This window comes from Paenibacillus sp. FSL R7-0302, assembly GCF_038006885.1.
Lineage (GTDB): Bacteria > Bacillota > Bacilli > Paenibacillales > Paenibacillaceae > Paenibacillus_AQ.
The window spans coordinates 87,412-113,252 of record NZ_JBBOWB010000002.1; the positions used below are offsets into that span (position 1 = coordinate 87,412).

The window sequence follows — 25,841 nt, forward strand, 5'->3', positions numbered from 1 at the left end:
AATGCGATCTACTTCGCCTAAATGAGCTTAACCCCGATTATCATCAATAAACAGCTTATTTGGGAGTTCCATTGCTATTGTAGGCTTCTTTGACCCTTGATACAATAAAACCAATTAAACGCGCATCAGCGGATAGCATCCGCACCCAGAACATCGTGAATTTCGCACTCACGAATCTTGTTCTGCAAGTCTAATTCCAGACTTTGATGGCCGGACTCAACCTATAGGGAGAGGCATGGTCTAATGGCTATGCTTCTTTCTTTTTGTCTTTGCACCAAGACCAGCCATGGGGTTGCGTTTTAACAAAATAAGTTAAAGGATGGTGGGATTAACTGAGACAAAATAGTTAGAAAACAGTTAGGAAAATGAAGTCGAGTTGTCTAAGAAACAATTGAATATCAAGGGGGTTCCGCAAAGGTGAAAAAATCACTGCAGGATAAACGTAATCGGTTCAAGATGTTAGAGGCAGCTCCATCGATTACTGCATCTGGACCATCAGGTTCCGGTAAATCGCTGATGTTGATGATGATGCAGCCGGCATTTGTTAATCGTTTGTTTTCAGGAAATGTCGGGGATAATCAAACCACTTTAATTAGAACGAGGCTTATGCTTGACGCTACGATGAACGACAATGAAATTCTTGTACGCGTCAAGATAAAACCTTTGGATTATGTCCTTATTCTAACCCATGTGTCAGATGTCATTTTGGAGACTATCTATGAGGCACGAGACGATCTTGAGGAGTTCACAGTGCCTGAAGACACTGAACATAGTTTGTTGAATCCACGAGATCAGGCATACCATTTTGCAGACTACGTTGGGAAGTGTAAGGCAGGTTGTCCGACGAAAGATGAACTCCATGACTTACTGGCAAAGTTAATTGATGCTCTGATTCCAAATCTTCGTGATGCAGTTCGGGAAAAGGAGAAGGAAACAAAAACTGCCTATCCAAAGCCCAAAAAGAAAGAAATATACGAAATGGTCATTCAAGAGCGACTTACAAATTTTGACCTAGCCGCACCTATGAATAATGTCGTTGATTGGTTTGAACGACTTCATAGTTTTATTCAAAATGAGATTATGGAGAATTGCGAGTGGCTTTATGACGACCAGATTTATGCAGTCATTGATGGTATTATTGATGACAATAAAAATGCAACCACAAGTCACGAGATGATTGAGAATCCTATTGAAGCATTGATTCGAAGCACATATGATAAAAAGAGCGCCTATTCTCTCGTGTTGGATGAATTGGCATATTGCGTTCGACCTTCCGCTGCATTTTTATCATCGTTTGAGGCTAACTTCCATCAAGAGGCTAGTTTAGGAAAGGTTCTAAGGTTAAATATTTTGGATACGCCAGGGTTAACCCAAACAGGTGAAAGTCTCGATGTGATGCAGGATACGATGCAGCGTAATCTAGGACTGAAAACTGATGCTTTTCTCTTTCTCTGCGGTGCAGATGCTCGGAAAACAGTTTACGACAATTTCAAGGTACTTCTAAACCAAAAGGAAATTAAGGAAAAAATGAATGGTCTTCCCGTAAAGATTTTGAGGACTAGAGCAGATTTCCGGGTATATTCTAGAATGAAAGAAATCTGTATGGAGGCAGAAGGAGATCTCAGCTTACTAAAAGAGAATGCAGTGAAATACGCAAAAAAAGCGTTTGATGAGCTGGTTAAGGAAAACGAAGAAGATAGTAAAGAATGGACCCATATTCTTGGGATTAATACCCAACTGGAACTTATCTCACTTGATTCAGTGCAACTAGAATCTTTAGTGGGCAATGTCATGAAAGAAATGAAGTTAACGAATAAGTTTTTGTACGATGCCCTATTCGATATTGTGCGACAAGTAAACGAATCTCATATGCCGGATAGTAAAGGACTTCGCTATTTGCAGGTAAAGGATATCGCTAAGCCCGCCTTAACAATTAAGATGAATACCGATGTAGAGGTCATGTTGAATCTGTTTGGTGAGACGATGGTTGCTCTTAATGCCCGAGATTCACAAAATAACTATTTCCAATATGAGTCTAAAAGAAAAACTTACCATGGACGCTCGGTTTATACTCACAAAAGAAAGCTGGAGTATGGAAGTGGACACGAGACGCGAGCTGTTATTTACGAAAATTTCGTTCTGCATCTTCGAAGCATGGTCCAAAAGTGGTTGTCCGTTTTCTTCACTAATCGCGCACTGAATCTTCAAATCTCATTCGATAATATTGCTGATTCCGAATCCAAGCGTCAAGCGGAAAAGGAAGCTGCTGACGTATTGATGGAAGTTTTTTTGAAACATCTACCTCAAATTTACTTCCGGATGGCCAAGTGGTTTACTTATGAAGGAATGAGGACTGAAGTCGAAGATATTTACAAAACTGAATGGGCAGCAGACCCTGCCTTTAGGAAGCACATGAGAATTATTATGACCAAATTCAGCAATCGTGAATATTGGAGTCGAGGTCTGGAGTACCAGATTAAACTGGAGTTGAACCAATTGCTCAACCGTATGTACTTCTTTGAATAAAAAGCTTCTGACTAAAGCAGCGGACTACGATTCCAAAAGATTCGTGGTCCTTTGCTATTTCTAATGAACTCGATATACGAAAGAAGTATGTATTCACGTCTGTGTTCTGGATCCGAAGTTTAACAGACGAAGGAACATAAGCTAACCAACAAACCATCATAAAACAACCAATTCTAAGAGCCATCTATAATATGACCACCATGTATTTAATAAGGATTTCCATTATCTTGTCGTTCTTACTCATACACGTTGTTGCGCTAAACTGCCCGTTCGTATAGTTTAATGAAGCATCGCAGTCTATATAAGTTGAATCAAAGTTCTTAGCAAACCTTGGCAAGGAAAAACGAACCATTTGTCGAATAAGAAACAGATCAATAAAAACGGACAAGTGGGGAACGTCATGGATAAGCAAACGGAACTGGAAAAAGTAACAGAGGCCATGAAACAGGCCAAAGAGCGACGCATGTATGAGCGTTATCAAGCGATCTATTTGCATTTGAAGGGCACATCTATGGTAGAAATCGCTGACATTCTCAATCGAAATCGAATGACGGTGAGTAGCTACATTCACACGTACGAAACCGGTGGATTAACCGCCTTGCAACTGAAGTACTCATCAGGTGCACCCACTCGGCTGACGAAGGAGCAGCAAGCTCAGCTGAAACAGACCATTGCCTATTCGGTTCCGCATGAGGTGGGCTTTGCGGCTAAACACAACTGGACGCTTGAACTCATTGCCGCCTATGTGGAGCGAGAATGGCATCACCGCTATTCGCTCCGAGGGATTTCCAAAGTCATGGAACGCTTAGGGCTCAGCTACACGAAACCCACGTACACGCTTGCAGCAGCAGACCCTGAAAAGCAGCGCCAGTTTGCCGAAACGACCTTTCCCGACTTGAAAAAAAGTTAATGAACGATGAAATCGATCACTTACTCTTTGAAGATGAATCGATGATTCGGGATTATCAAGCCATTCAGAAAACCTGGTTTCTTCGAGGGAAACAGCGAATCATTCCAACCACAGGTAAGCATCGCGGAGTCAAGCTACTCGCTACGGTCGACTATGAGACGGGACAAATCGTTTGGCAAGAAGACGAACAATATACCGCTGAAACGTTTCTTGCCTTCCTCCAGAAAATCCTCTTGGCTTATCCAACGGGAAAACTGGTTCTCGTGTTAGATAATGCTCGAATTCATCATGCCAAGCTGCTTCAACCGTTTCTGGAGGAACAAAACAAACGGCTAACACTTGTGTTTCTGCCACCCTACAGCCCGCAGTTCAATATTGTAGAAGGTCTCTGGAAATGGCTCAAATCCAATGTAATCAATAACGTCTTCTATTCTACCGTTTCCGAAATCCGTCTGCGCGTTGGACCGTTTATGGATGAAATCATGCAAAACCCTTGCGCAATCATTGACCGCCTATGCATACGACTTTGATTGCTAGATTCTTTCGTTCAATTTATATAGTACTTTATTTTCTCAGCTAAAGCTTTATTTTTCGATTCTACCACTTTGTTTTTCAGTCTAATACATAATTTCCCGCTAACAGCAACGCCTCAAAATTGGATTTGAGTACATCAGTTCGTACTTTTTCCTCCGTTTTTTTTCAGATTCCACCTCGCGTTGGATACCCTTGCCCTTGGCTAACGGTAGGCGCTTGCTGGGGACTATCACCCTAGAGATAGATAGCTTCAGTAATGAGGAAGGAAGCTTCCAATTCAACAATTTCATTCTTATCTTTTTCAGAAAGTTCTCTAAACAAGGATGAAAAATTCAACCTTTGTCTTGCAATTGCCATATTAACCCCCATATTTTCACCATTAAAATCTTCGAAAATTAACCACTTAAGATCTACATTAAATACGCTGTTCATAGCAATGATAGTATCGATTGATGACTTGTACTTATCTTTCTCCAACTCACTTAAAGTACCTTGAGACGTAAGAAGATCTCGAGATATATTAACATCAGGACTTTCTGTTTGTGTATGGATATTATATTTCAAAGTACTTTCCGACATTTTCACATCGGAACATAACATTAATGTTCAAAATTTACAGGAATCGGCCGGTCTATAAGTGAGGAACCGCTCAGCAAGACTGTGTCTTTAAAGTTTTCTTAAATCAGGATAAATTGCTTTCTTCTCTGCAACTCCGTATATATTCATTAATCTCTGGAGCTAGGGCACATAAATACGATTGTTTAACGTTTAACTGTTTATAAATATCTTTCGAGAGAATTTTGGTACTAATGTTATTAGCGAATACCTCATCAATCATTTTGTACCATTGATCCTTTCTTTTTTCCAGCCGAAGGATCTTTTGCTTTTCCTTCATTTCTTTAATATAAATAGTATACCCCCATTTCGAAAGGGTTGCTGACGTTATCCCGATTCCCCCAGCTATATTCTCTATTGTAATCGTCACGTCCGTTAACAAAAACTCTTCACAACATTGGATAATTTTCTTCCAGCATTCATGTTTAGACAATCGTTCTATAGCCGGCCTTTTTAGTTGAATTAAGCGTCTCATGATATCCGGATGAAGTCGATGGATTAAATAATGATTTTTACTTTCCCAGCAGGGCCATTTCTGAATATCTGTTAGACGAAAATTATTATTCAGGCCTTCAGCAAAAGTCCCCAATAACTTCTCGTCTACTTTAACTTGATCCAGATTATCATTAAATAAACCACGGGCTTGGAAGTATATATTTATTCTCCAACAAGCATTCAATGTAAATCCAGATGTCCTTTGAAATTCAGCCAGACTTGATGGTTTAACTCCTTGTAAAAAGCGATAGCCCTGAGCATAATAACTTTTTTCTTTTACTTTCCCTTCTCGATCCAGGCCGTATTCACATCCGCAATCCAAACACGCTACATGACCTTTTAGATAGGTACCATCTTCATATACCTTTGATAAGGTTCCTGTTTTTACTATAGACTTGTCTGACATATAGGATATACACCATGGTGCTAAACAAACAATTTCCGCTTTTCTCAACTTGCTCTTTATCACACTGTCTCTAAAAATATCGGGAACAACTATATTAGTAAACTCAGCTAGACTAATGTTTTGATCACATAATATATTCAGTATTTTGTTCAGATGTATTTTACGATGTGGTTTTAATGTCCCACGGATAAACTGAAGGATATAATCTAAGCGAAGATTATACGAGGCTAACGCCCTTTCTAGATCAGTTCGATGATACATCGGCTTCTTATTATTGACAATAAAAAGCAGTCTTAAGCCGATTTCTTTATCTTCCTTTAGTGATAATGAGTGATCTTTAATTAAATTGATCCAGGCTAAAGCTAACCTTTCTTGCTTGATTAGGACACTATCGCTGACATTTTGTTCATAAATACTTTCACTTAAATCCTCATAGCAATGCGGACAAACGCTTGGATCAAATATCTGATCAACACTTACTGCTTGTCCACAATGCTGGCAGCATTCCTGCAAGTAGCAGGAATGTCTTAGACAGCAATTGATTTCATTAATTCTCCATAATAGACGGATATATGAGCTCTCTCTTAGACATTCGGCACAGAAATGAATTTCATCGCGGATCATGCCATTTAGAAACCGAGTTTTCTCTGCAACCTCTTTACAATTAAATAAGCAATACAGATTATTAAAAGTACTATTCAATAATATATCCGACGAAATATTACATAAAAAGGCTAGCCGATCTAAATTCAAAACCGACTTTGGAAGAATATCTATTAAATGCATATCAGCTCTTTGAGTATGAGACATATGTGGCTTCCTACAGTCATTCCAAAGTGTTAATAGCGGTAACCCATTTTCCGCAGAAAGACGAACTAAATAACTTGATAATGCTTCATCCGGTTCTGGGCTAAACTTAACAGTAAACATTCTCATCACCACTACTGTTTTTAATAACAGTATTCCCATTTGGGCTTAAAGAATGCTTTGAAAATCATTATTCCGATTGAAAAAGTCAATTTCTTGTTTGATTATATCCTTTAATTTTTTATATCCTGCTACATGAATATATTGAACTCCTAATCTCCGAGCAACAAGCGATACATTGAGCTTCGAATATTTTTCAACTGTATCCAAAATCAACTCTCTTATTTGCAGCCTTTTGTTATATTCATCACGTTCCATAATATATTGGTCATATTCTTTAATCATTCTAATAATGTAGTTGAGCAACCCAGGAAATCGAAATTCGATGTAATCACGCCTATGTCCTAATACTTGATATACATCTTTAAAAAGAAAAGGAATTTCCAATTCTCTACGTTTGATTAGCTCACAATCAAATAACTGGCGTAGTTCTCTCTCGTGATCATTTAAGTACATAGAAATTTGCTTTTCTTTAGTCTTAATAATAACTTTCTCTTGCCCATGCCTTCTCAACGTATGCTCAGAAACATTTAATGTAGCCGCTACTTGTTGAAAGGAAATATTTATCTCCGATTCCGCAAGCTTCACCAGGTTTTCTTCTACCACTTGTTTAATATTTGCAAACTTCTTCTGTGGCTTTTTAAGCGTAGACGGCTTGCCGGCCAAATATGTTTGTACTGCAGGATCCGCATAATAATAACTGTACGTCAGAAGTGACCATCCATACTTTTCTTTTACAATTTTATATCTAAACTCTGAATATTTGCGCCAATTAATATCAACCGTATTAAAGTAATCAAGTGCTTTTCCATCTATAACCTCGACTTCACCTTCAAACGATAGATTAATTGCATCCGGTAATAGTTTTCTATGCGCTAAGTATCCAAACACTTCACTGATGTAAAATAAATTTTTCCTTAATATGGTGGATATTTGGCTTCTCGTTAACCCCTCAGAAGCCATTTGCAAAATTTTTGAAATCAAAATGATTTGTCCATGAATTTCTTCCCACTGTTTCGTTGCAGGGTGATACGCATACCTCATAAAACAGCTGGAACACGTATAATAATAAGGGTATCTAACCTTTTCCTCACGATTTCTGCTCTCTATCCGTTCTTTACTTAAGTGCATCGGAGTCTTCTTCTTTTGTAAATGACACCATGGGGATAGGCATTCTGCTGGGGGCAAAATCATCTGTTTTTCACAAATGGATCTCGTATAGGTTAGAGGAACTTCTAAACATGCAAACTCTTGAACAGACATGCCGACTGCTCTAGAAACCTTTAAAAGATCTTGAACTCTCACACGCTTTACTTGTTTATTGCTCTTTATTAACATAATCAGTGTTTTGATAGTGGTTATACTTAGATGATTGAATTCTCTTCGGCAGTACTCCTCCTTTTGTCCTTGAGCAATATACAATAACTTTAAAGCTAAGTTCTGCTCCATAGAAAGACCACTTTGTTCGCAGCTGAGCATATTATTACTATAGAGTAGGAAATTCCACTCTTCGAAATATTCTCTTTGTTTGTTATACATATCACTATCCATTATGATTTTTTCATAATCATCCAAAAGGGAGCTGTCACAAGAAAGATTCTGACATTTATGATCTACAAGAAGGTTATCAGAGTAATTGATTTTTTGGCCGCAATAAGAACATTTCGATTTCAACTTCACACTATGTTCCGGACAAAAATCCAGTTCTTTAATTTGCCATATCAATTTAAAAATGTTGTGTTCTTTAACACATAGAGGGCAAATCTTCCGTACATGAGTTTGAAAAATATCACGCAGCATCGTTGCTGCTATCTCAAAATCTTGAAGGGGATCTATAAAAAACTTAGAATAAAGATTTCTACTTGTCATTTTCCCCATGTCTTCTGACGATATGCTAAGCAGATGAGCTAGCATCTCATGATCCACTATGTATAAATCATAATCAAATCTTGATAACTTCATATGACTTTTGGATTCCGCATTACTATAGCTAATTTCTCTCCAGACATCCTCTGCTTCACAGCCGTTTAAATCTGTCATTCTAAAGATAAAAGAAGTCAGAGATTCCTCTGACTTTGGCTGGATGCTATTCTGAAACACTTTTTTTTCTGTATATATATTCAATGTACATACCTCATTTATCTGAAGGGGGTCTTAAGTGATCAGAATCACGGAATAAATTGTAATGTGCCTTAGCTAATATACTCATATTTAGTTCAGCCTTTGAAAAATCACTAAAATCAGCTTCAAATACATCTAATAACCTGTAGGCCTCAATTATCATTGAATGCAAATATCCAATTCTCCCCTGACAACATTCATGAAGATAGGCAGCGGTCTCTGTACTGTTTAAATATATTGGTTTTGGAGGTTGGAGTTGCTCTTCAATTTTTTGCAGGAGTGAAAGGAATGTATCGTCCAATGTTTCAAAACGGCGAACAGTCTCCCACCCAAATCTTCTGATATACTCATCTTCCATTGTTCGCAGCGGCTCAATTTGAGGTGTACCCATGCACACGATACTAAGTTGTCCCTCATTCGTTAGATCTTTAAACATTTCCATTGCTGCTTGATCATCGAAGCGCTTCGTGCGTATAATAAAGTTCATCTCATCAAATATAATCATTTCGGTCCGTTGCTTAATCAGTAAATTCAATGCTTGTTCTTTAACATAATTCACGCGAGCATCAGATCGAGTAATTGGAGCTTTTAGACTCTTAAGTATCCTCTTATAGAAGTCCAACATAGTAAAGGGATAAGGTAACTTGACGTGTATAACTGGCATCGCCGTAATCTTCTTACCATCCTGCATAAATTCGTAACTTGGATTTTTTTTCACATACCTTTTAGCAATCTGAGTTTTCCCAACTCCAGATAAGCCTGTAATTAATAAATGTCTCGGATCTTCATTCTGTTTACCTGCCTTTAAATGAACTCTCATAGAATCAAAACGGTCCCATATACGAACAACTTCTTCGTGACATATAAATAAATCCGCGATGCGTCCTGCAAACTCTGCTGCTTCATTTTTACTCATCGATTATAATTTCTCCTTTAGTCTGATTTAATATATTCTTCTACGTTCTCATTTTTCCGACTTGACCGCCTACAATTCTTTCTTGTAATTAATACAATGTGCTTCTGAAATCAGAATCATTTGATCGATAGAAACACTCATTATTGCGATTTCCTTTTTTCCTCTGCAGCCATTGCATTTTGGAGTAATTCTTCACGCCTTGATATATGTTCCGTTTCTATTCTCTGTTGTTCATTTGAAAACCGTTTAGTTATGCTAAAAGCGCCTTCCATTTTCCGCAATTTTTTCAGTGTCCTCTTCTGTTTCTGCCCCGCCTCCAGCTCTTGTTGTACTTTTGCAAAAGCTGCTCGAACTTGTTTAGGACCTGGAATAGTTTTCATATTACCTTTTTGAGTTTTTCTGTGTTCCTCCATCATCACTTGATAGGTGTATCGGTTTACACCTAGTAACTCCTCATATGGGGGGGACACGCACTTCAACTCTAAAAATTCTTCTCTTTTCGGGTGCAACAGATACATTTTCGAGATATCATCAATATCATATTTCACTACATACTTCACTGTTCTCTTTGCAATCAGATCTTTATCATCCTTGATTTTATACATCTTATTCTCCCAACGGACGCCATCACGAGTATACGGTTTTTTGTCAGTCAATAAGAAGTCGATTTTGTACTTCTCCTCGTCACATTTATCTATCCATTTTGGATAGCCATCCTCTTGAATCCCAGCACGATATTTAAGAAGGGGTGTCGGTGTTATGCTGTCTTTTAAGCCTCCGTGCTTCTCAAACGGATAGATATCTGTTAAATAGATATTAACTATCTTTCGAATTTGATTAAGCGTTAAGCATGCATCTTCTTCGGAATTTATATTTCCTCTCATAGCTGGATTACTTTTCGTAGTTCCTAGTAACATATGAATTATCTTTGTATTAAGTGTTCCGAAGAGCCTTTCAATAACAGCTCCAAAGTGTGGAATCTTTACTGGTCTGTGCATGATTTCGGATTCCAACGTTTCGTCAACCAACCTCTTAATATCTGTCCCTTTAAAATCCAATCCGTTATCAACATAAATAATATTAGGCACCCCAAATGCTTCCCAATCATTTTCTGTTTCATACCAAGCTTTGTTGTCTTTAATAAGAACTCCGTGTTGAATGGCTTTTCTCACTATATCCATTGATGGAGGCTCAAATGAAATATACACACACCATGGCATTCGACTGAATACATCAACCCCCAAAGTGATCCATGGCCGTTCTATTACGCCGGTTACCTCATCAATTACCATTAGGTCTAGACGCGTATGATCGATTTGAACAATATCCAAGCAACCCAAAGCATCCCGATTGGCATATCCCCTTGCAACCTCATCGTATATTCTTTTGGCACTCCTCAAATCTCGAAGAACTGCTTTCGACCTTTCATCAATCCGTTTTATAATATTTCTTATGGTTGAATAACTTATTTCTTCCTCATCATTAATGTCACACTGCCTATTTATTTTGTATTCAATATTTGCAATTGATAGCCGCTGCTTCGTAAGGTATTCATTTTCAATGACTTCTTTTAAGATTCTTATTTGTCCTTCTGTTTTTCGAACATATAAAACATCTAATATTGTCTCAGGATGCTTCGGATCACAAATAACAAGTTCCATGTTATCCTTACGACCGGTATATCCCTTGCCCTTTTTAGAAGCTAAGTTCTCCAAACCACCATTTTCCGAATTATTTTCTCCCACTACGTAAGCCCTTTTATAACTCAACAGTGTTGAACGTACACGGCCATCTTTTTTAATAATTCGGTCCAGTAACGTTTCTTGGGACAGGTTTTGGACAACCTCGCCTGGAATCAAAAAGTGTTCAAACTTATCGTAAAACTTGTTTAACGCGCGAGTGCTCCCCTCTTTTATTTGATCCAGTAAAATGAGTGGTAGAATCACTTCAAACCTTTCACTAACTTCTGCCCTTTTCTTTTCGGTTAGCTTGACTAAAGCCTTGGTTTCAATCTTAATATCCTTTTCTTTTCGCAAACTCTTACTAGGAATATAGGTAGGGTGATTAAGTAAGGTTACTATGTTCATTTTTTGATCCTCACCGTCAGGCCGACGGTACCAAACGTAAGGTGGTTCTAAAGCAAAGACTTTATGAGATTTCCCATACAGTGAGAACTCTGAATACACCTTCAAACTACAGCTTGGCAAAAGAACTCCTCCTTATAAGCTGATCGGTGAAATATATCTACCCTGATTGCATATCACTAATGAATTGGAGGTAATCGGTTGGTTGAAGTCCACGATAAAAACCCCAACTACAATTAGGTAATAAACCAAGGGGATTAACATCAAAGAATCAGTACGATCACTGAACTGTTCTGCTAATCTCCTAATTGAACACGTCCCCAAATAAATCAATCTTTGTATTACCTTCTCTTCCCATTCTGCATAATATTTGCGTCTATGCATAAATCTTTTTAATTGCCTCAGATTCCGTTGATAAACTTCAGGTAACGTTTTGGGGTAGATAACTTCATAGAACCAGCCCTGTGCCTGAGCAAATTCTTCACAATAATGATTAATCAAATGAAAATCCTCGTCCTTTTCCGCCTCCTCTTCACTTTCTTTGATCTGGCAAAGCATTGGGATTGACCCATCTTTAAAAAAAATAACATCAGGTATGTGATTCCACTTCTGACCATTTTCTTTTGTTATAGGAACTTCAATGGGTTGCTCATAATAACGAGCCACATTCCTGTCAATTTCTAAGTAGTAATAAAATAGTCTTTCATTTAATGATTCGTAATGCACAGGCTTTTTAAATCTTGCGCTATAGAAGCTGCCGATAATGTGCGGATAATCGTGACTGTTCCGATTGTTCACCTTCCTTTTCATTTTAAAAATTTCATCCTCTACTTCCCAATTCGTTTTAAGACTCCACCTTTCATCCAAATGGTTTCACCTCCTATATTCCATCCTTCCCATTTCACAATTTTTTTATTATATATATTCCAATAAAAAATAACAATAATTATTGTTATAATCAATAATATTTTATTGATAATAACAATTATTTAATTCACTATTTCACGTCAAAACAAATATGAAATTTCATGTTTTTCTTTTTTTATTTTGAAGTTATAATAAAGAGTAAAGTTTCGAAAGGAGCTCAGACATGGAGATTGGGATGAGAATAAAGCATCTTAGGAATGCTCACTCGATGAGCCAAGCTGCTTTCGCTAACCAGATAGGCATTCTGCAAGGTACATTAAGTGAAATAGAACGGAGTAAGTCCTCCCCCTCAGTAGAAACTATCATTTCAATTAGTAAGGAATTTGGAGTTAAAACCGATTGGATATTACGAGGAGAAAGTTTAGCTTCGGAGTTTAGCAAAGGCCTTGATGTCTCTGATGATTTAATCCTGAATAGGATAAATAATTTAATGCTTATTTTTATGATGAAATTACTTGAAACGAAGGATGCTAATAAAAAAGATCAGGTTATATCTGATATGATTAATGAAATTCGCATCGCAATTTATGAGACTGCTTTAAGTTATGAGGAAATTGAGATTCTAAATAAATATCGTACTTTAACACTGAAAGATCAAAAAGAGATTCTAGCCATTGTGGATCTCAAACAGGAGAGTAGTACGATATTCCTTAATTAATTAAGAAACTGTGAATGCGTAACAAAAAAAGCGCTGAGAGCAGCGCTTTTTTTATTTACCTGTTTGTCTGATTATTAACAAACCTTTACTGGAGTCATTCTAAATTCACTATCTCCCCCCGCAAGTTCCATTTTATAAAGCGGAATATTCAGTTGAAATGCTATATTACACAGCTGCTTGAGGTGTATTGGGGTACATTTTGCTCCTGCATAAATTTCTAATGGAACTGCCTTAATATAGGGCATGCCTATGTTGGTACTACCTGCCGCACATCTATATTCTTTTTCGTACTGCCAGGCACTTTCTTTGATGTTTTGAAGAAACGCAGTTAAATAAACCATTATTAAATCATCAATGATTATTTTTTTTCTTCCTTCACTCATCTGTCTCTGTTTTTCCTTTAAAAACATGTTAATAAAAGAAACCATGATGTCTGTGATATCAATTCGCTTATCTTAATATTGAATTGGTAATGTACATGCGCTCAACTGCATGTTACGCAAATCACCCATGTTATATGAAACACAGAATCCGCGATGATTGTTTGAATAATGTGCCCACATAGGCATAGAATTGAATCCTGTATTTGTAAGAGATGTTGCTCTGGAAGTGAACATTATGTCATCAAATATATGCCCATTAAAGGCACGTAATTCTTCAAACTTTTTCAATTTCTCACTATGATAATAAAACGCTTTATTATCAAAAGGATCGTTAAAGTCTTCACTACTTGCTAGAAAAATCTTTTCATCCGCTAATGTTGTTAGTTTTAATTCATTCAAGTTCTCATCATCATTAAGACTATAGTATTTGTATAGTGTCTTTGGAATATGTAATCTTGTTATTTGATAAATTGTATGGAACACTTCATTTTTATTTGTAGGAGCGTTTAATAATGTAATAGCTTTGATATAGTCCATCGGATTGGATAAACGATATTCTTCGAGTTCAGCCTCATTGGTATCCACTTTTTCACCTCGATTCACAGACTATATTAATCTTTAGGCGCATTAGCATTTATGAAGTCATGATAATTATACGGTCTATTCCCCTTCAAAGGATCAAAAACCAAATTTGGATTATCATGTTTAATAATCTCTTCGGGGGATAATGTGTTTTCTATTTTGAACCCGCAATTCTCTAGATCACCTATTTCCAAATTATCCTTTAAAGATTCAAAATAATATTTAGGTATCTGCTTTATCGGAACATCACAATGAAAAATTGTTGGTTTTCCTTTTCCTTTTAGCATGTCTAGACGATATAATTCCACGGCAACACCACTAATAAACTCACTTCCATAGATTAAATAATGTCCACAAGATTGGATTAATTCTTTCTGAGACACACAAAACCAAACACTTCTATGTACTTGATCAAATTCCTTCCAGTGTTTATCAAACACGCTTAATACAGTATCCACTGAAGTCCAGTCATCTACTAGCTGTTCTAGAGCCTTGCTCTTAGCAAAATCCACCTCAATTGGTACAATTCCATACTTATAGTAACTCTCTACATCGTTAGTTGAGCAACCATGATATGCTCTAATATGAGTGTATTTTCTCTCCAAATCGAGAATAGACTCATTATTTTTTATAAAACCACTGCAGTTTAAAACTTTCTTCACCTTCTAAATTCCCCTTCCTCAAAAGATTTTTTTTAGTACTTTTAACGTATATCTATTTTATAAGCCGTTGCTTCCTCAGTTCATCTCTAATCTTACCATTGCATTCCAACTCATCTTTTTCTCTTCTTTTCTCTTTCAGTGCTTGTTCTATGACATTTTTGACTAATACAATCCAACGAAATCGCCCAAAATAAGTGTAAATTATCAAAATTAAAAAGATAGCTATAATGTAAATATTCATCTGTAGAGCATTGAATGCAGCCTTTGTAACTTTGAAGTATTCCGAAGCCATTTCATTGGTTTGTTTTATTAAGTTTTCTGTCCTTTCATCAGGTTTTAAATTTTCATTTAATTCCTTATTCAACTCTTGATTAGCATTATAGATCCAATCCATTGGTTTCATAGTAAAATTGATTTGTGTATTTATCGAAGTAAATATCATAGTGAAAATTAAAGCGAGGATAGCAATAATTGACGTAAGCTGCTTATAGTGTTCAAATTGAGTATCAATACTAGCCTTAATCGTAATGATTTCTGACTCTGAATGATCATTCACTAAATTACTTTTTAATTTATTTATATCTCCTAGTTTTGGGATACCTACTCCCCAAACACCCAATCTATACTTTTTTCTAATGTATTTACTTGCTGTTTCAATTTCATCAAGTTTAATGATTTTAGGATTCTTCTTATTCAAATGCGATTCCCCTTTTAATCCAATTTATCTAAAAACAATTCAATAAAACTAACTGTATAAAAAATATTGGCCACAATCCATCTCACATTGAGCAGAAATATAAGATTTAAAGATTCATATATTATATACAATCGTAATCCAGTTGTTGGAAAAAGTCAATTTAAAATCACGAAATAATGCTCTTGTTTTAATATATATAGTGTTATTATTATTGATAAAACCTATATATTGTGCCCGATCTCTTTTAGCCGCTTCGGGAACGACAGCCTATATTCTTCCGAATTTTATCCTTCGACTCTGTTCTCGGCAGTCATTTTCAAAAAAACAAAGGCAAACATACGTTCCGTGTCCTCTATTGAATATATGATATACTAATAGTGTGTATAGGAAAACTAATGTTGATGGGGGGCGTGCATCTCGCAATAACATTATCCACTGAAGAACCGCATTTAAGAATACCATGCAAGAATTAGTAAACTCACATTTTAAAAATGTGACATGAGGTGTTTGTCTCTCGGAAAAAGCGTGACAAAAAAGTGAAATTAATCCCCTGATTTTTTTGATCATGCTGTGGATTACTTGTGGATAAATTGTGAATAACTACGTGGAATCCGTGCCTGGTATGAGGTTTGAAAATATGGTTTACAAACACAAAATTATAAGTTACTTTTAATTAATGAGGCGGACATGCAGTACCTTGCTCTGTGTTACGGAGGGAGGGATTGCCTTGATAAATCTTATATATCTGCTTAGTGCAGTTGTTGGGATCACAAATGGCATAATAGAGTTAATTAAATACGTGCATAAGATTTGTTCTCGAATATTTAATTACTTGGACAAACGAAAAAAGCACTAGGCCTCAACAGCAAGTGCTTTTAACGTTGACGAATTGTTTTGCCATCTCAACAGAGTCAAGGCTGCATTTACACTCTAGTAGGCTGCGATCTCGCGAGGATCGCAGTCTTTTTAGTTTATAAATAAACGAGTCACTTGAATGTAGTTGGATGACTTTTTTGCTATTTCATTTTGATTAATAGCAGCCACTATTCTACTTGAAATTATAATAGATATTTCAAAATTATTCTAGACCATTTTTCGTACCAATTTATGTAGCTTTAATGTAGCTTGTATCGAACAATTTATTCACCAGTATTCGAACTAATTTCCGAATCAATTTTTGTTGCATATTTCATTATTATTTTCATTTTAAAACTCTTCATTTTTCGATTCTATTCTTCGAATACAACTTAACCCTTTCCTCTTTTAAATCCCTTGTTTATTCTATGTTTTATTGAACCCAATTATGATTAAACCACACAGAATACGTTAATATTTAATACATTAATACTTAGAAAAGAAACATTCCTTTATTATTTTTTATAATCCACATCGAAATAAAATGCTTATGGAGGAGTACTAGTGAGAGTATCTTTGAGTGTGAAGGATCTTATTCCAAAAGCCGCATTTCTCATATTAAACAGGATTATGAGTCTCCTTTTATTTGATAGATATGCACTAAAAGCTTGGTATCGTGTCATTAAAAAAGTTGCTCATAATAACTCAACTATTGATAATGGTTTTATTGATGAAATCATTATTCATAGTGGCGGAGTTAAACGTATCTTATATAAACAATTCCATTCCTTAGAAAAAGTGACTATCAAGGACATTGTTTTCACACTAGCTATGGAGGCTCTTGAATGTTGGGAATTAAAAAATAATGAAATGCGAATAGTCCAATTTTCCCAAGCTTTATTTACAAATTGGTATGAGGAGATCTTAGATAATTCGATCTTAAAAGGGAAACTTGAAGGTAAAACAGGTAAGACTATACATTCTATGATTGAAGAATATAAAAATGATTTACTAGACTTAGAGAATATTTTATGGATACTAAAATCTCCAAACAATTTAAGAAAAGAATATTTTAAGACGTATTCCACAAATAAAGAATATGATTTAAAAATCCGCATTTATTATCCTAATGAGCAGAATATTTTAGACAAATCAAATACAATTGATATATCAATTGGCCCGTTTGATGTATTTGAACGCGGATTCTTTAAAGAAGGTTACGATTATTGGCTTCTGGATGAAGTGTCAGAAAAGAAAGCACATTTAATATTTGCAACTATATCAAAGGACAGAAAAAAGGAAGTCGCCATTTTCAGTGAAGAATATTGTTTTGGAATACATGACATCAATCATGAAAAAGCAATCTGGCTCAGTTAACTTTACACTTATATCAACTTCAAGGTTGTTTGAAAAGAGGTAGAAAATGCACGATCATAGTCATGAATACGCCGTTAGACAATATAAGGAATGTAACGATTTAGGTATGTACTTTGCTTATATTCGCCATGAATTAATTAGTAGAAAATGGATGGAACAAGCTGGCACTAATGAAATTATAGTGTCTACAAACATCATGAACACATATACTTTTGATCCGGATATATCCAAATACAAAGAAATCGCAAACCTCGACAGCACTATATACAGATTTGTAAACGGAAGTTCAATCGAAATACTTAGAAGCATTGTTGAACTCTACACCCCACTCCTAAACAGTGAATTTTGGGTGGGGTTGACACTTTATATAAATTCTTTACTCGCTCTCCTTACACCAGCATCTAAATTTATTCATCGTCGGCAAATACGAGAGGAACTACACTGTGTTTATAACGATCAATTTAATCGGTTAACGCAACGAATAGGGTCAAAGGAGTTTGCTGTTATCATTTGTTGAAGTCAACGGCAACTTGCAGCTTTTAGAAGTAACGGCAATAACTTTCCTCGCCCCGTAGAAATATTTGCAGCAACACCTATATGGACATTAGGTCAGGCTGAAAACTTTCTTCGTATAATGGATGCCCGAAAAGTTTCAAAAAAACGAGGTGATTGGTCCTCCATGCAAAAACAAGATCTATCTTGATTGCTAGAAGGTACTGTTGCTTTGCTCCAATCCTGAAAAAAATGCAGGGGAGTCATTATATACATGGCTTTGCTAAATAATTATTCTATACCCAAACTCAGTTCTTAACCTTTAACTTTTGAGTAACGGTTTTAGACTGATTTTTGAATTAAAATAGCGGCAGACTAAAACTTGATAATAAAGTCTTAGACTGCCGCTATGTTCGCAATATCGTTTAGGTAGGTAAGAGTCATGCCAACACGCAACTCAAACACATCAGAGACAGCGAGGGAAATTGAAGGGCTATATCTTAAAATTCGATTCGGTCAAGGTTCTTGCATTTCTCAAAACTCATATTTGGGGATAGTAGGGATTTCGTTCATTCCAATTGTAAATTGAGGTGAGTAGCTGATTACATCATCTATATTAATATCAATCCCAGGTTTAATATTAAATATCGCATAGTTGGTATACGATAACTTTTCTCCGTGTACTCCCTCATATTTAATTCCGTGATAGCCGATGTAGCTGCAACAGGTTCCGATGAAATTAGGAAGCAAGTATACTTCTTTGAGGATCTTTGTTTCTTCGTTCATCTCATTAAAAAATCCCCGAAACGTAGGTTCAAATGAGCCTAAATCAAACATGAAAAGCTCATCATTAATAATTTGAAACTCTCCAACGTCGATTATTTCCTCATGGTTTGGATGGACTTCATAAGGAATACCCTCCAGACGATCGGTGACATAAAGGACCGGTACGCCAACACAGTTATATCGACCATGTTGTGGAAGGCCTGCTGGCGGAGCCCACATCTGGTCTTTTGTCAATTGGACTTCATTGTCCCTTTTTCGAGTTCTGCCACGGTATAACTTACTAACACCTTTAGTTAATACGGTATATCTCCTTGCGTCAAAATGTTTTTTCAGCGTTCTATAAATTGCACGGCCTGTTTCGTGCTCCAGCGCAAGCATTGGATAAAAACTTAGATGCTTCCTGAATTCATACAAAGCCTCAACTTCAATTGTTTCCTCATATTGCTGAGTAAATTCACAAAAAGCTTCGTACTGAAATCCCCAATAATCTGCGATGTCGCGCTTTGTATAGATTTCATCGTCCAGCTCGAAAATTCCGCCATGAGGGTCATCCGAGTGCCCCGATTCCCTACCATAGGAACACCCACATTGGATATGGGAGCAAAGCAAGGGATGTAACTCTTCAGGAACCTCTTGATCATAAAGGTATTCACTGACGCTAATGCCTCCAGGCTCTTCCATCCGGGAACTTTTATCGTGTGGATCATTGTTAAAAGCATTGACAAGATTCCAACGCTCTTCCCCTTCGCAATGCTCGCATCCGCCAATATATTCGCCTACCCGATCTGCGATGTCATCAATTATTTCATCTTCTACGGTGAAAAGATAGTAGTCATCTCCCTCTTCAATTTCTTCAATACAGCAGGAACAGCATATAGATTCAATACCATCGTGTTCCTTCTCAAAGCACTCAGGTAACATTTCAACCAATTTATATCCATATTTTTCAAAAAAATCGTTTACAATCTCTCCACAACTGAAACAAAGAATGTTCTCTTGCAACTCTGTTATAACGTGCATATATATCTCTCTCCTTGTTTATTTAAAATCGTTTAATTATTTGCTCCTAAATGAGACAAACAATCACTCAAATCTATAGGACATTTCAAACATATCTTCGGATATAAATATAGATTATTATTCATCTAGCCGTGACGTTCAATGAATTCAACTGAAAGATACAAGCTTGCACATGTTTAGTTTAAACCCGTCAATTTTAACGTCATCTCAAATGGATTTTACGGGAATAATATATTGGGATGTTTTTCATTATATTCGTATTCAGAACCAAGCAGTTCATCAGCTCTTGCTTTAATCGTTTTTATTTCAGATGAAAAATATCTTCTTCTGGTATCATGTACTTGGCGATTAGAATCTATTGCTTCCAATAAGCTAACCATCTGTTTTTCATTAAAATCTGATAAGTACGGGCTTATACAATAATCGTAGTTAATATCTGCTGTTCTATAATTTGTACTATGTTTGTAATGATCGATCATTAGATCATAAAATTCATTTGTATAGCCTTTTGAGTCTCCGAGCTCCTGAAGAAATTTTATTTCACTAGGACTAAAACCATGATGTACCATAATGTACCTTGTTTCGAAAGGAGTATATTCCTCTTCGTGGTATCTATCAGCAAGATATTTAAAATGATCAGGAACTGATGGAGAAAGAAAATATGATTTAACAATTAGAGTCTCATCTTCTCTAATTTTAGCCTTAAGTTTTTCTTTAGCATGAGCTTCGAGAGAATCAAATATTTCCGGGAAATCAACAATAAGGTTCACTAACTTCTTATATATTTGCTTCTTTTCACTTAGCTGGCTAAAAAAACTACTCTGGTCTTTAATTGTAGCCATACGTATAAGGCTATTTCTCTCCAGCATAATATGCAAAACTCTATAGTTAATGTCTCTATTTTCCTCGCACTTAGCATCTTCTACCTTGAAAACTATCCGCCAAAGACTTTTGAACACTTTATCCTGAAGCACAGCGCTCATCGGTCGTAAATATTTTGATTCTAAATATCTCTTTAAGACTTGATTATCAGCTAGATATTCTTTCTCATTTGCGATGTCCTCTACAAGTTGACCAAAGATATCGCCACTGAACAGGGAACCTTTAGATAAGATTCCTTCAACTGTGTTCCGGATATGAGCCAAAGCCGTCTCAGGATTCGGAGAAAACAATATGTCAACTTGGTCCAAAACAGGGTGGGCTGATAAATGCCTATGTTTTCTTAAATGCCTCAAATTTTCTGATTCGTTGTTGTCTAATAGACGTGTGTTATCGCAAACCTCATCGATAAGATAACCTTCCCAACTAGAGTCGGTAGGATGCTCTTCTTGTCTTCTACTAATTTCAGATAATATTTCTGTCGCTCTTGTATCTTGATAAATATCTGCAGCCTCTTTCAATTTATAAATCAAATCGCAAATAGCAACAGAATACAGCATCACAATTGCTGATCGATAGTTTTCATTTTTGAAAGAACTTACAACTTCTCTAAAATACTCTTTTGTCTTTGGGTGGTATACGCTTTCAAAGCATGCATCAATATTAAATTCCATATAAAAATGACTCTCCTTTACGTACGCACTAGATATATTTCAACAGTAAAAACCTTACCTTTATTTTATAATATACCACAGTACTTTTCTGTACTTTCTTTGCATATTTAATCTTAATTTCTTTAACCCGAAGGCAAAAATTATTAAAATATATTAATTAATCCGCACTTTATGCCATTGGAATTAAGCTCCCAACTAACCTAGTGTCTCCACCCCTGAAATAATTAGAAAGCTCATCCTATTTTTCTGAAGGATGAGCTTTCTAATTGTTACTAGCTCATATTACTCGCTACGTTTATTATACCTTCCAATAGTTACGATAGTCACCAGCATACCTGCAATCCCAATACCCGTTAATGACCCTTGTGAAAAATCCATTAGATTGCTTCCATTTAACTGAATGACTTGGCTACAGATGATAGATGAGAAAGAGGCTAAGAAAAGCTACATTTTGTTGTTGTTTTTTATTCATTTCGTCCACTCCATAGATAAGTTATTATCATTAAATCTATATTCATTACTTTGACTTAGCTCTAAAAGTCTTAAAAATAACGATATGTCCGATTTATAAATGCTCGCATTCTTTGTTTCGCCTGATGTTTTTCCTCACAACAATCAGTTTTACATAAGATTATATTTTAAACGAAAAACCCTTGATTTATCTACGTTTCCTTTAAATCAAGGGTTCGATTTATCTCAAACATGTGTTGCAAATCTGTCCGATTTATTATGATAAACAATCCGAACTATAATGGTTACTCACATTTCCTACAAAATATTCCTTAGATTTTATAAGCCTTCATAGCTTTTCTAATCTCCTTGATGCTAGGGCGCTTGCCGTACATCAGGACGCCGGTGCGGTAGATCTTGGCGGCGAGCCAGCCGAAGAGGAAGGTTGTAGCCAGCAGGATCGCCAGCGAGACCATGATCTCCCAGAAGGCCACATGGCCGACCCCGATCCGCAGCAGCAGGCTGAGCGAAGAGGTGAATGGCACGAAGCTGGCGACCTTCACCAGCAGGGTATCCGGGTTCGAGATACTGAACAGCGGCAGATAGAAGCTGACGAAGCCCAGCATCATGACCGGCATCACGGCCTGCCCGAGATCCTCTGTCCGGCTGACAATTGATCCGACAGCGGCATACATCAGCGCGTACAGGAAGTAGCCCAGGATATACAGGATGAAGCCATAGACGATCATGCTGATATTAAGCTGTCCCAGATTCAGATCGAAATCGCTCAGGATCGTGGAATTATGCGGCAGCATCAGGTTGAGCGCGATGGCAGCCGAGATAATGGCGATCTGCATCAGACCGACGAGGAAGATTCCGATGACCTTGCCGAACATTTGGGTGAGTGGCGAGGCGCTGGTGATGAGAATCTCCATAATGCGCGAGCTTTTCTCCGAGGTAATCTCGGCTGAAATCATGTTGCCGGTCATCATCACCGACATGAAGAACAGAATCAGCAGGATATAGACAATGACATAGTTGATAATCGGTTTGTCCTGATCCTGGTCTACGCCACCGGCAGCCCCGTCCGTACTTAGCTGTGCGGTATCAATCGAGACCGGAGCGAAGATCGCCGTCACCTGGCTCTCGGTCAGCTTATCGCCGACAATCAGGCCGGTATTCACCTGCTGCAGAGCGGCTTGCAGATTCGTTCTAAGCTTGCTGCTGATGTCTCCGTCTTTGCTGTGATACGTTACCGGAGGCACCCCTTCACTGCCCTCTGCGGCAAAGGTGAGATATCCCTCGATCTTCTCATCTTCCAGCCCCTGCTTCAGCGCAGCATCCTCTGCGGAAGGATAAGCGGTAAATACGACTTTATCTTCGGCTTCAGCCGGCGGAGTATAAGCGAGCAGCAGCTCGGCAGGCCGGAAGCCCTGCTCGGCAACGACTCCGATCTGTGTCGCGTCCTTGGCCCCGTCTTCTCCGTTGAACACCTTGATTAGATAAGGGATATTCATCCCGATACTAAGCAGAAGCACCAGAATTAAGGTGGTAATCATGAAGGATTTCGTTCTTACCTTATTCTTGAATGTGAAGCCGATAATGGTTGCCATTTTATTCATTGGATTCACCCACCGCTCTGATAAAGATTTGGTTTAGCGTCGGTTCCTTAATCTCGAAATGCTCGACCTCGCCTTGAGCCACAGCCAGTTGAAGAATGCGCTGTGCGGCTCCCAGGTCACTGATAGTTAACACATACCCGCGCTCCTGCCGCTGGACTCCGGTAACTCCGGCAATCCCGGCAAGTCCGTTCACTTCCCCGGCGGTGCGCAGTACAACTTCTTCCCGCGGATACCCCTTCTTGATCTCACGGATATCTCCCTGAACTACGGTGTTCGAGCGGTCAAGAATCGTGATATTCCGGCATAATTCTTCAACATGCTCCATGCGGTGCGTGGAGAACAGAATGCTCGTTCCCAGATCCCGCATCTCTCTGACGGTATCCTTCAGCAGCTCCACATTGACCGGATCGAGACCGCTGAAGGCTTCATCCAGGATCAGAATCTTCGGCTTATGGACCACAGCGGCGACGAAGCCCATCTTTTGCTGATTACCCTTGGACAGCTCTTCAATCTTCTTATTGTAATATTCCGGTACATCGAAGCGCTCCAGCCAGTACTTCAGGCTCTTGTCCGCCTCACTTGCCGACATCCCGCGCAGTCTTGCCAGATAGATGATCTGATCGCTGACCTTGACCTTAGGATACAGTCCCCGTTCTTCCGGCAGATAGCCCATCAGATGCTGAAGCTCCTTACTGTACGGCTTGCCGTTATACAGGATGCTCCCTTCGTCGGGATAGATCAGGCCGAGCACCATGCGCATGGTCGTTGTTTTGCCGGCGCCGTTGGCACCCAGCAGACCGTAAATCTCGCCTTGCTCCACCTTCAGACTAATTCCGTTGACGGCCGTCTTCTCACCGTACTGCTTCACTACCTGCTTCAACTGCAATGCTTCCATTCTTATTCCCCTCTCTTCTGGTCGATCAGAACCGGACGATGTCCCCGGGTCCATAAGCTTAGGATTTCATCCAGCTCCAGGCTGCGGCTCTTGAGTACCTTTACGCCCAAATCGTGAATGCGTTTCTCATACAGATAAATTTGTTGGGTCATAAATGAAGCCACACCCGGCGTCGTAAGCTTCAGCTCCAGCGCTTGCGGCAGCTCGGCTGCCAGCTCCTGCAGCGCCTGCTCTCCCTCAATTTGAACCCATATTTCACTCCATGAACCAAACAGACTATCCTTCTCAGTCATTCCCAGCAGCTGCCCCTGGTGCATCAGCACGATATAATCAGCCAACCGCCGGACCTCTTCAACAATATGGGTCGAGATGATAATCGTCGCCTCATGCTCCTCCATGTAATTCTGCAGCGCTTCAATCATAATCTTCCAGGCAAAAGGGTCGAGGCCCGAGGACGGCTCATCCAGCAGTAGCAGCCGTGGCTTCGCCGCCAGAGCGGCCGCAAGCTCGAACTTGCGGCGCTCGCCCTTGGACATCTTGCCCAGTCTGGCATTCGGCGGCACTTCAAACTTACGGATCAGCTCCTCGAAATAGCCCTGATCCCAGGAAGGATACCAGTGGCTGCGGAACTCTGCAGCTTCAGCGGCTGTCCAGAGGTTCTCCTCGCTCTGTGATACCTCAGGCACATATGCGATTTGCTGGCGGAGCGGCAGCGGCAGCCCGTGCCGGTAAGCTTCACCGAACCAGCGGACCTCACCTTCTCCAGGAAAACTCTGTTGCAGCAGCATGTGCAGCAATGTACTTTTGCCCGAACCGTTCTGGCCTACAAGTGCAGTGATATACCCTTGCGGTACGCTTAGATTAAGCGGTCCTATCGTCTTTTGCCGCCGCTTCTTGCATACATCCCGCAGTTCTATGGCTTGCTGTCCCATCAGCTTCCCCCTCTTTCTGCCTGCTTCCCGTATTTGTTCTTCACGATCTCTGTGAACAGCTCCGTCAGCTCTTCCTCACTGCAATGCACGGACAGCCCCACATCGACGGCACTCTCCAGCGCCTTGCGGACGGTCTCCTGCTTATAGTCCTCCATTGCCCCGGTCCCGATATGGGATACAAAGGTGCCCGTCCCCTGTCTGGTCCGCAGCAAGCCTTCATTCTCCAGATCCTGATAGACTCGTCGGACCGTAATGACACTGCACTTCAGATCACCTGCGAATTCGCGGATGGAAGGAAGCAGCGTGCCTTCCGTTATTGCGCCGGAGATGATCAGCGACCGCAGCTGCGTCTCAATCTGATGGTACAGCGGCTCCGCACTGTTCTCATTAATCTGTATCGGAATCCACATTATTGA

General features: G+C 38.5%; 21 protein-coding genes. 5 read left to right on the forward strand and 16 right to left on the reverse strand.

What is annotated here, in order from left to right; translation table 11 throughout:
* Positions 1–417: 417 nt before the first annotated feature.
* On the forward strand, positions 418–2,526 hold the full coding sequence (locus MKY96_RS26085; RefSeq protein ID WP_340944931.1) for a hypothetical protein: 2,109 nt from the start codon (positions 418–420) through the stop codon (positions 2,524–2,526).
* Positions 2,527–2,926: 400 nt separating this feature from the next.
* A protein-coding gene (locus MKY96_RS26090; protein WP_340944932.1) for an IS630 family transposase occupies positions 2,927–3,966 on the forward strand; the annotation gives its coding sequence in 2 pieces (ribosomal slippage) (positions 2,927–3,424 and positions 3,427–3,966; 1,038 coding nt in all).
* A 238-nt stretch (positions 3,967–4,204) separates the two neighbouring features.
* On the opposite strand, the gene MKY96_RS26095 is transcribed toward MKY96_RS26090, so the two are convergent.
* The 6 genes from MKY96_RS26095 to MKY96_RS26120 all read right to left on the reverse strand — a co-directional run bounded on the left by MKY96_RS26095 (position 4,205) and on the right by MKY96_RS26120 (position 12,401).
* Positions 4,205–4,549 carry a helix-turn-helix domain-containing protein gene (locus MKY96_RS26095; RefSeq protein ID WP_340944933.1) on the reverse strand — a complete coding sequence of 115 codons (345 nt, stop codon included), beginning with the start codon at positions 4,547–4,549 and terminating at the stop codon, positions 4,205–4,207.
* A 103-nt stretch (positions 4,550–4,652) separates the two neighbouring features.
* Positions 4,653–6,455, reverse strand: a complete 1,803-nt coding sequence (locus MKY96_RS26100) for a TniQ family protein (RefSeq protein WP_340944935.1) — start codon at positions 6,453–6,455, stop codon at positions 4,653–4,655.
* Between the two features lie 6 nt (positions 6,456–6,461).
* Positions 6,462–8,537 (reverse strand): TniQ family protein, encoded by a 2,076-nt coding sequence (locus MKY96_RS26105; protein ID WP_340944937.1) that lies wholly within the window; start codon positions 8,535–8,537, stop codon positions 6,462–6,464.
* Positions 8,538–8,547: 10 nt separating this feature from the next.
* Entirely contained in the window at positions 8,548–9,450 is a 903-nt protein-coding gene (locus MKY96_RS26110) for a TniB family NTP-binding protein (protein WP_340944938.1), read from the reverse strand.
* 140 nt (positions 9,451–9,590) lie between these two features.
* Complete coding sequence (locus MKY96_RS26115) at positions 9,591–11,657, reverse strand: hypothetical protein (protein WP_340944939.1); 2,067 nt, start codon at positions 11,655–11,657, stop codon at positions 9,591–9,593.
* 12 nt (positions 11,658–11,669) lie between these two features.
* Complete coding sequence (locus tag MKY96_RS26120) at positions 11,670–12,401, reverse strand: TnsA endonuclease N-terminal domain-containing protein (protein ID WP_340944941.1); 732 nt, start codon at positions 12,399–12,401, stop codon at positions 11,670–11,672.
* Positions 12,402–12,624: 223 nt separating this feature from the next.
* Here MKY96_RS26120 and MKY96_RS26125 point away from each other — a divergent pair, with 223 nt between their 5' ends.
* Complete coding sequence (locus MKY96_RS26125) at positions 12,625–13,119, forward strand: helix-turn-helix domain-containing protein (protein ID WP_340944943.1); 495 nt, start codon at positions 12,625–12,627, stop codon at positions 13,117–13,119.
* Positions 13,120–13,193: 74 nt separating this feature from the next.
* On the opposite strand, the gene MKY96_RS26130 is transcribed toward MKY96_RS26125, so the two are convergent.
* From MKY96_RS26130 to MKY96_RS26145, 4 genes are all read right to left on the reverse strand, one after another.
* On the reverse strand, positions 13,194–13,547 hold the full coding sequence (locus MKY96_RS26130; RefSeq protein ID WP_340944945.1) for a hypothetical protein: 354 nt from the start codon (positions 13,545–13,547) through the stop codon (positions 13,194–13,196).
* Positions 13,548–13,574: 27 nt separating this feature from the next.
* A complete protein-coding gene (locus tag MKY96_RS26135; protein ID WP_340944946.1) occupies positions 13,575–14,039 on the reverse strand; it encodes a DUF2971 domain-containing protein in 465 nt (154 codons plus the stop codon).
* Positions 14,040–14,113: 74 nt separating this feature from the next.
* Positions 14,114–14,746, reverse strand: a complete 633-nt coding sequence (locus tag MKY96_RS26140) for a hypothetical protein (protein ID WP_340944947.1) — start codon at positions 14,744–14,746, stop codon at positions 14,114–14,116.
* Positions 14,747–14,798: 52 nt separating this feature from the next.
* Complete coding sequence (locus MKY96_RS26145) at positions 14,799–15,443, reverse strand: hypothetical protein (RefSeq protein WP_340944949.1); 645 nt, start codon at positions 15,441–15,443, stop codon at positions 14,799–14,801.
* A gap of 1,419 nt (positions 15,444–16,862) precedes the next feature.
* On the opposite strand from MKY96_RS26145, the gene MKY96_RS26150 reads away from it, so the two are divergent.
* Both MKY96_RS26150 and MKY96_RS26155 read left to right on the forward strand, forming a co-directional pair.
* Positions 16,863–17,675, forward strand: coding sequence for a hypothetical protein (locus MKY96_RS26150; protein WP_340944950.1), 813 nt, complete (start codon positions 16,863–16,865; stop codon positions 17,673–17,675).
* 46 nt (positions 17,676–17,721) lie between these two features.
* Positions 17,722–18,192 carry a hypothetical protein gene (locus MKY96_RS26155; RefSeq protein WP_340944951.1) on the forward strand — a complete coding sequence of 157 codons (471 nt, stop codon included), beginning with the start codon at positions 17,722–17,724 and terminating at the stop codon, positions 18,190–18,192.
* Between the two features lie 509 nt (positions 18,193–18,701).
* Here MKY96_RS26155 and MKY96_RS26160 read toward each other — a convergent pair.
* The 6 genes from MKY96_RS26160 to MKY96_RS26185 form a co-directional block, all read right to left on the reverse strand.
* On the reverse strand, positions 18,702–19,973 hold the full coding sequence (locus tag MKY96_RS26160) for a hypothetical protein (protein ID WP_340944953.1): 1,272 nt from the start codon (positions 19,971–19,973) through the stop codon (positions 18,702–18,704).
* Between the two features lie 218 nt (positions 19,974–20,191).
* Positions 20,192–21,526, reverse strand: coding sequence for a hypothetical protein (locus MKY96_RS26165; protein ID WP_340944955.1), 1,335 nt, complete (start codon positions 21,524–21,526; stop codon positions 20,192–20,194).
* A gap of 782 nt (positions 21,527–22,308) precedes the next feature.
* Positions 22,309–23,598: an ABC transporter permease gene (locus MKY96_RS26170; protein ID WP_340944958.1), complete on the reverse strand. Its 1,290-nt coding sequence runs from the start codon at positions 23,596–23,598 to the stop codon at positions 22,309–22,311.
* Positions 23,591–24,493, reverse strand: a complete 903-nt coding sequence (locus MKY96_RS26175) for an ABC transporter ATP-binding protein (RefSeq protein WP_340944959.1) — start codon at positions 24,491–24,493, stop codon at positions 23,591–23,593. Before MKY96_RS26175 ends, MKY96_RS26170 begins: the two co-directional genes overlap by 8 nt.
* 2 nt (positions 24,494–24,495) lie before the next feature.
* The gene (locus tag MKY96_RS26180) at positions 24,496–25,425 is read right to left on the reverse strand and encodes an ABC transporter ATP-binding protein (RefSeq protein WP_340944960.1); all 930 of its coding nucleotides are present in this window, start codon (positions 25,423–25,425) and stop codon (positions 24,496–24,498) included.
* The gene (locus tag MKY96_RS26185) at positions 25,425–25,835 is read right to left on the reverse strand and encodes a GntR family transcriptional regulator (RefSeq protein WP_340944963.1); all 411 of its coding nucleotides are present in this window, start codon (positions 25,833–25,835) and stop codon (positions 25,425–25,427) included. Before MKY96_RS26185 ends, MKY96_RS26180 begins: the two co-directional genes overlap by 1 nt.
* Positions 25,836–25,841: the final 6 nt, after the last annotated feature.

What these genes read in the sequence shown, in the direction of transcription:
- MKY96_RS26095 (WP_340944933.1), bottom strand. Translation starts at nt 4,549, where the DNA reads ATGTCGGAAAGTACTTTGAAATATAATATCCATACACAAACAGAAAGT.
- MKY96_RS26100 (WP_340944935.1), bottom strand. Translation starts at nt 6,455, where the DNA reads ATGGGAATACTGTTATTAAAAACAGTAGTGGTGATGAGAATGTTTACT.
- MKY96_RS26110 (WP_340944938.1), bottom strand. Translation starts at nt 9,450, where the DNA reads ATGAGTAAAAATGAAGCAGCAGAGTTTGCAGGACGCATCGCGGATTTA.
- MKY96_RS26125 (WP_340944943.1), top strand. Translation starts at nt 12,625, where the DNA reads ATGGAGATTGGGATGAGAATAAAGCATCTTAGGAATGCTCACTCGATG.
- MKY96_RS26130 (WP_340944945.1), bottom strand. Translation starts at nt 13,547, where the DNA reads ATGGTTTCTTTTATTAACATGTTTTTAAAGGAAAAACAGAGACAGATG.
- MKY96_RS26135 (WP_340944946.1), bottom strand. Translation starts at nt 14,039, where the DNA reads ATGGACTATATCAAAGCTATTACATTATTAAACGCTCCTACAAATAAA.
- MKY96_RS26155 (WP_340944951.1), top strand. Translation starts at nt 17,722, where the DNA reads ATGCACGATCATAGTCATGAATACGCCGTTAGACAATATAAGGAATGT.
- MKY96_RS26160 (WP_340944953.1), bottom strand. Translation starts at nt 19,973, where the DNA reads ATGCACGTTATAACAGAGTTGCAAGAGAACATTCTTTGTTTCAGTTGT.
- MKY96_RS26165 (WP_340944955.1), bottom strand. Translation starts at nt 21,526, where the DNA reads ATGGAATTTAATATTGATGCATGCTTTGAAAGCGTATACCACCCAAAG.
- MKY96_RS26170 (WP_340944958.1), bottom strand. Translation starts at nt 23,598, where the DNA reads ATGAATAAAATGGCAACCATTATCGGCTTCACATTCAAGAATAAGGTA.
- MKY96_RS26175 (WP_340944959.1), bottom strand. Translation starts at nt 24,493, where the DNA reads ATGGAAGCATTGCAGTTGAAGCAGGTAGTGAAGCAGTACGGTGAGAAG.
- MKY96_RS26180 (WP_340944960.1), bottom strand. Translation starts at nt 25,425, where the DNA reads ATGGGACAGCAAGCCATAGAACTGCGGGATGTATGCAAGAAGCGGCGG.
- MKY96_RS26185 (WP_340944963.1), bottom strand. Translation starts at nt 25,835, where the DNA reads ATGTGGATTCCGATACAGATTAATGAGAACAGTGCGGAGCCGCTGTAC.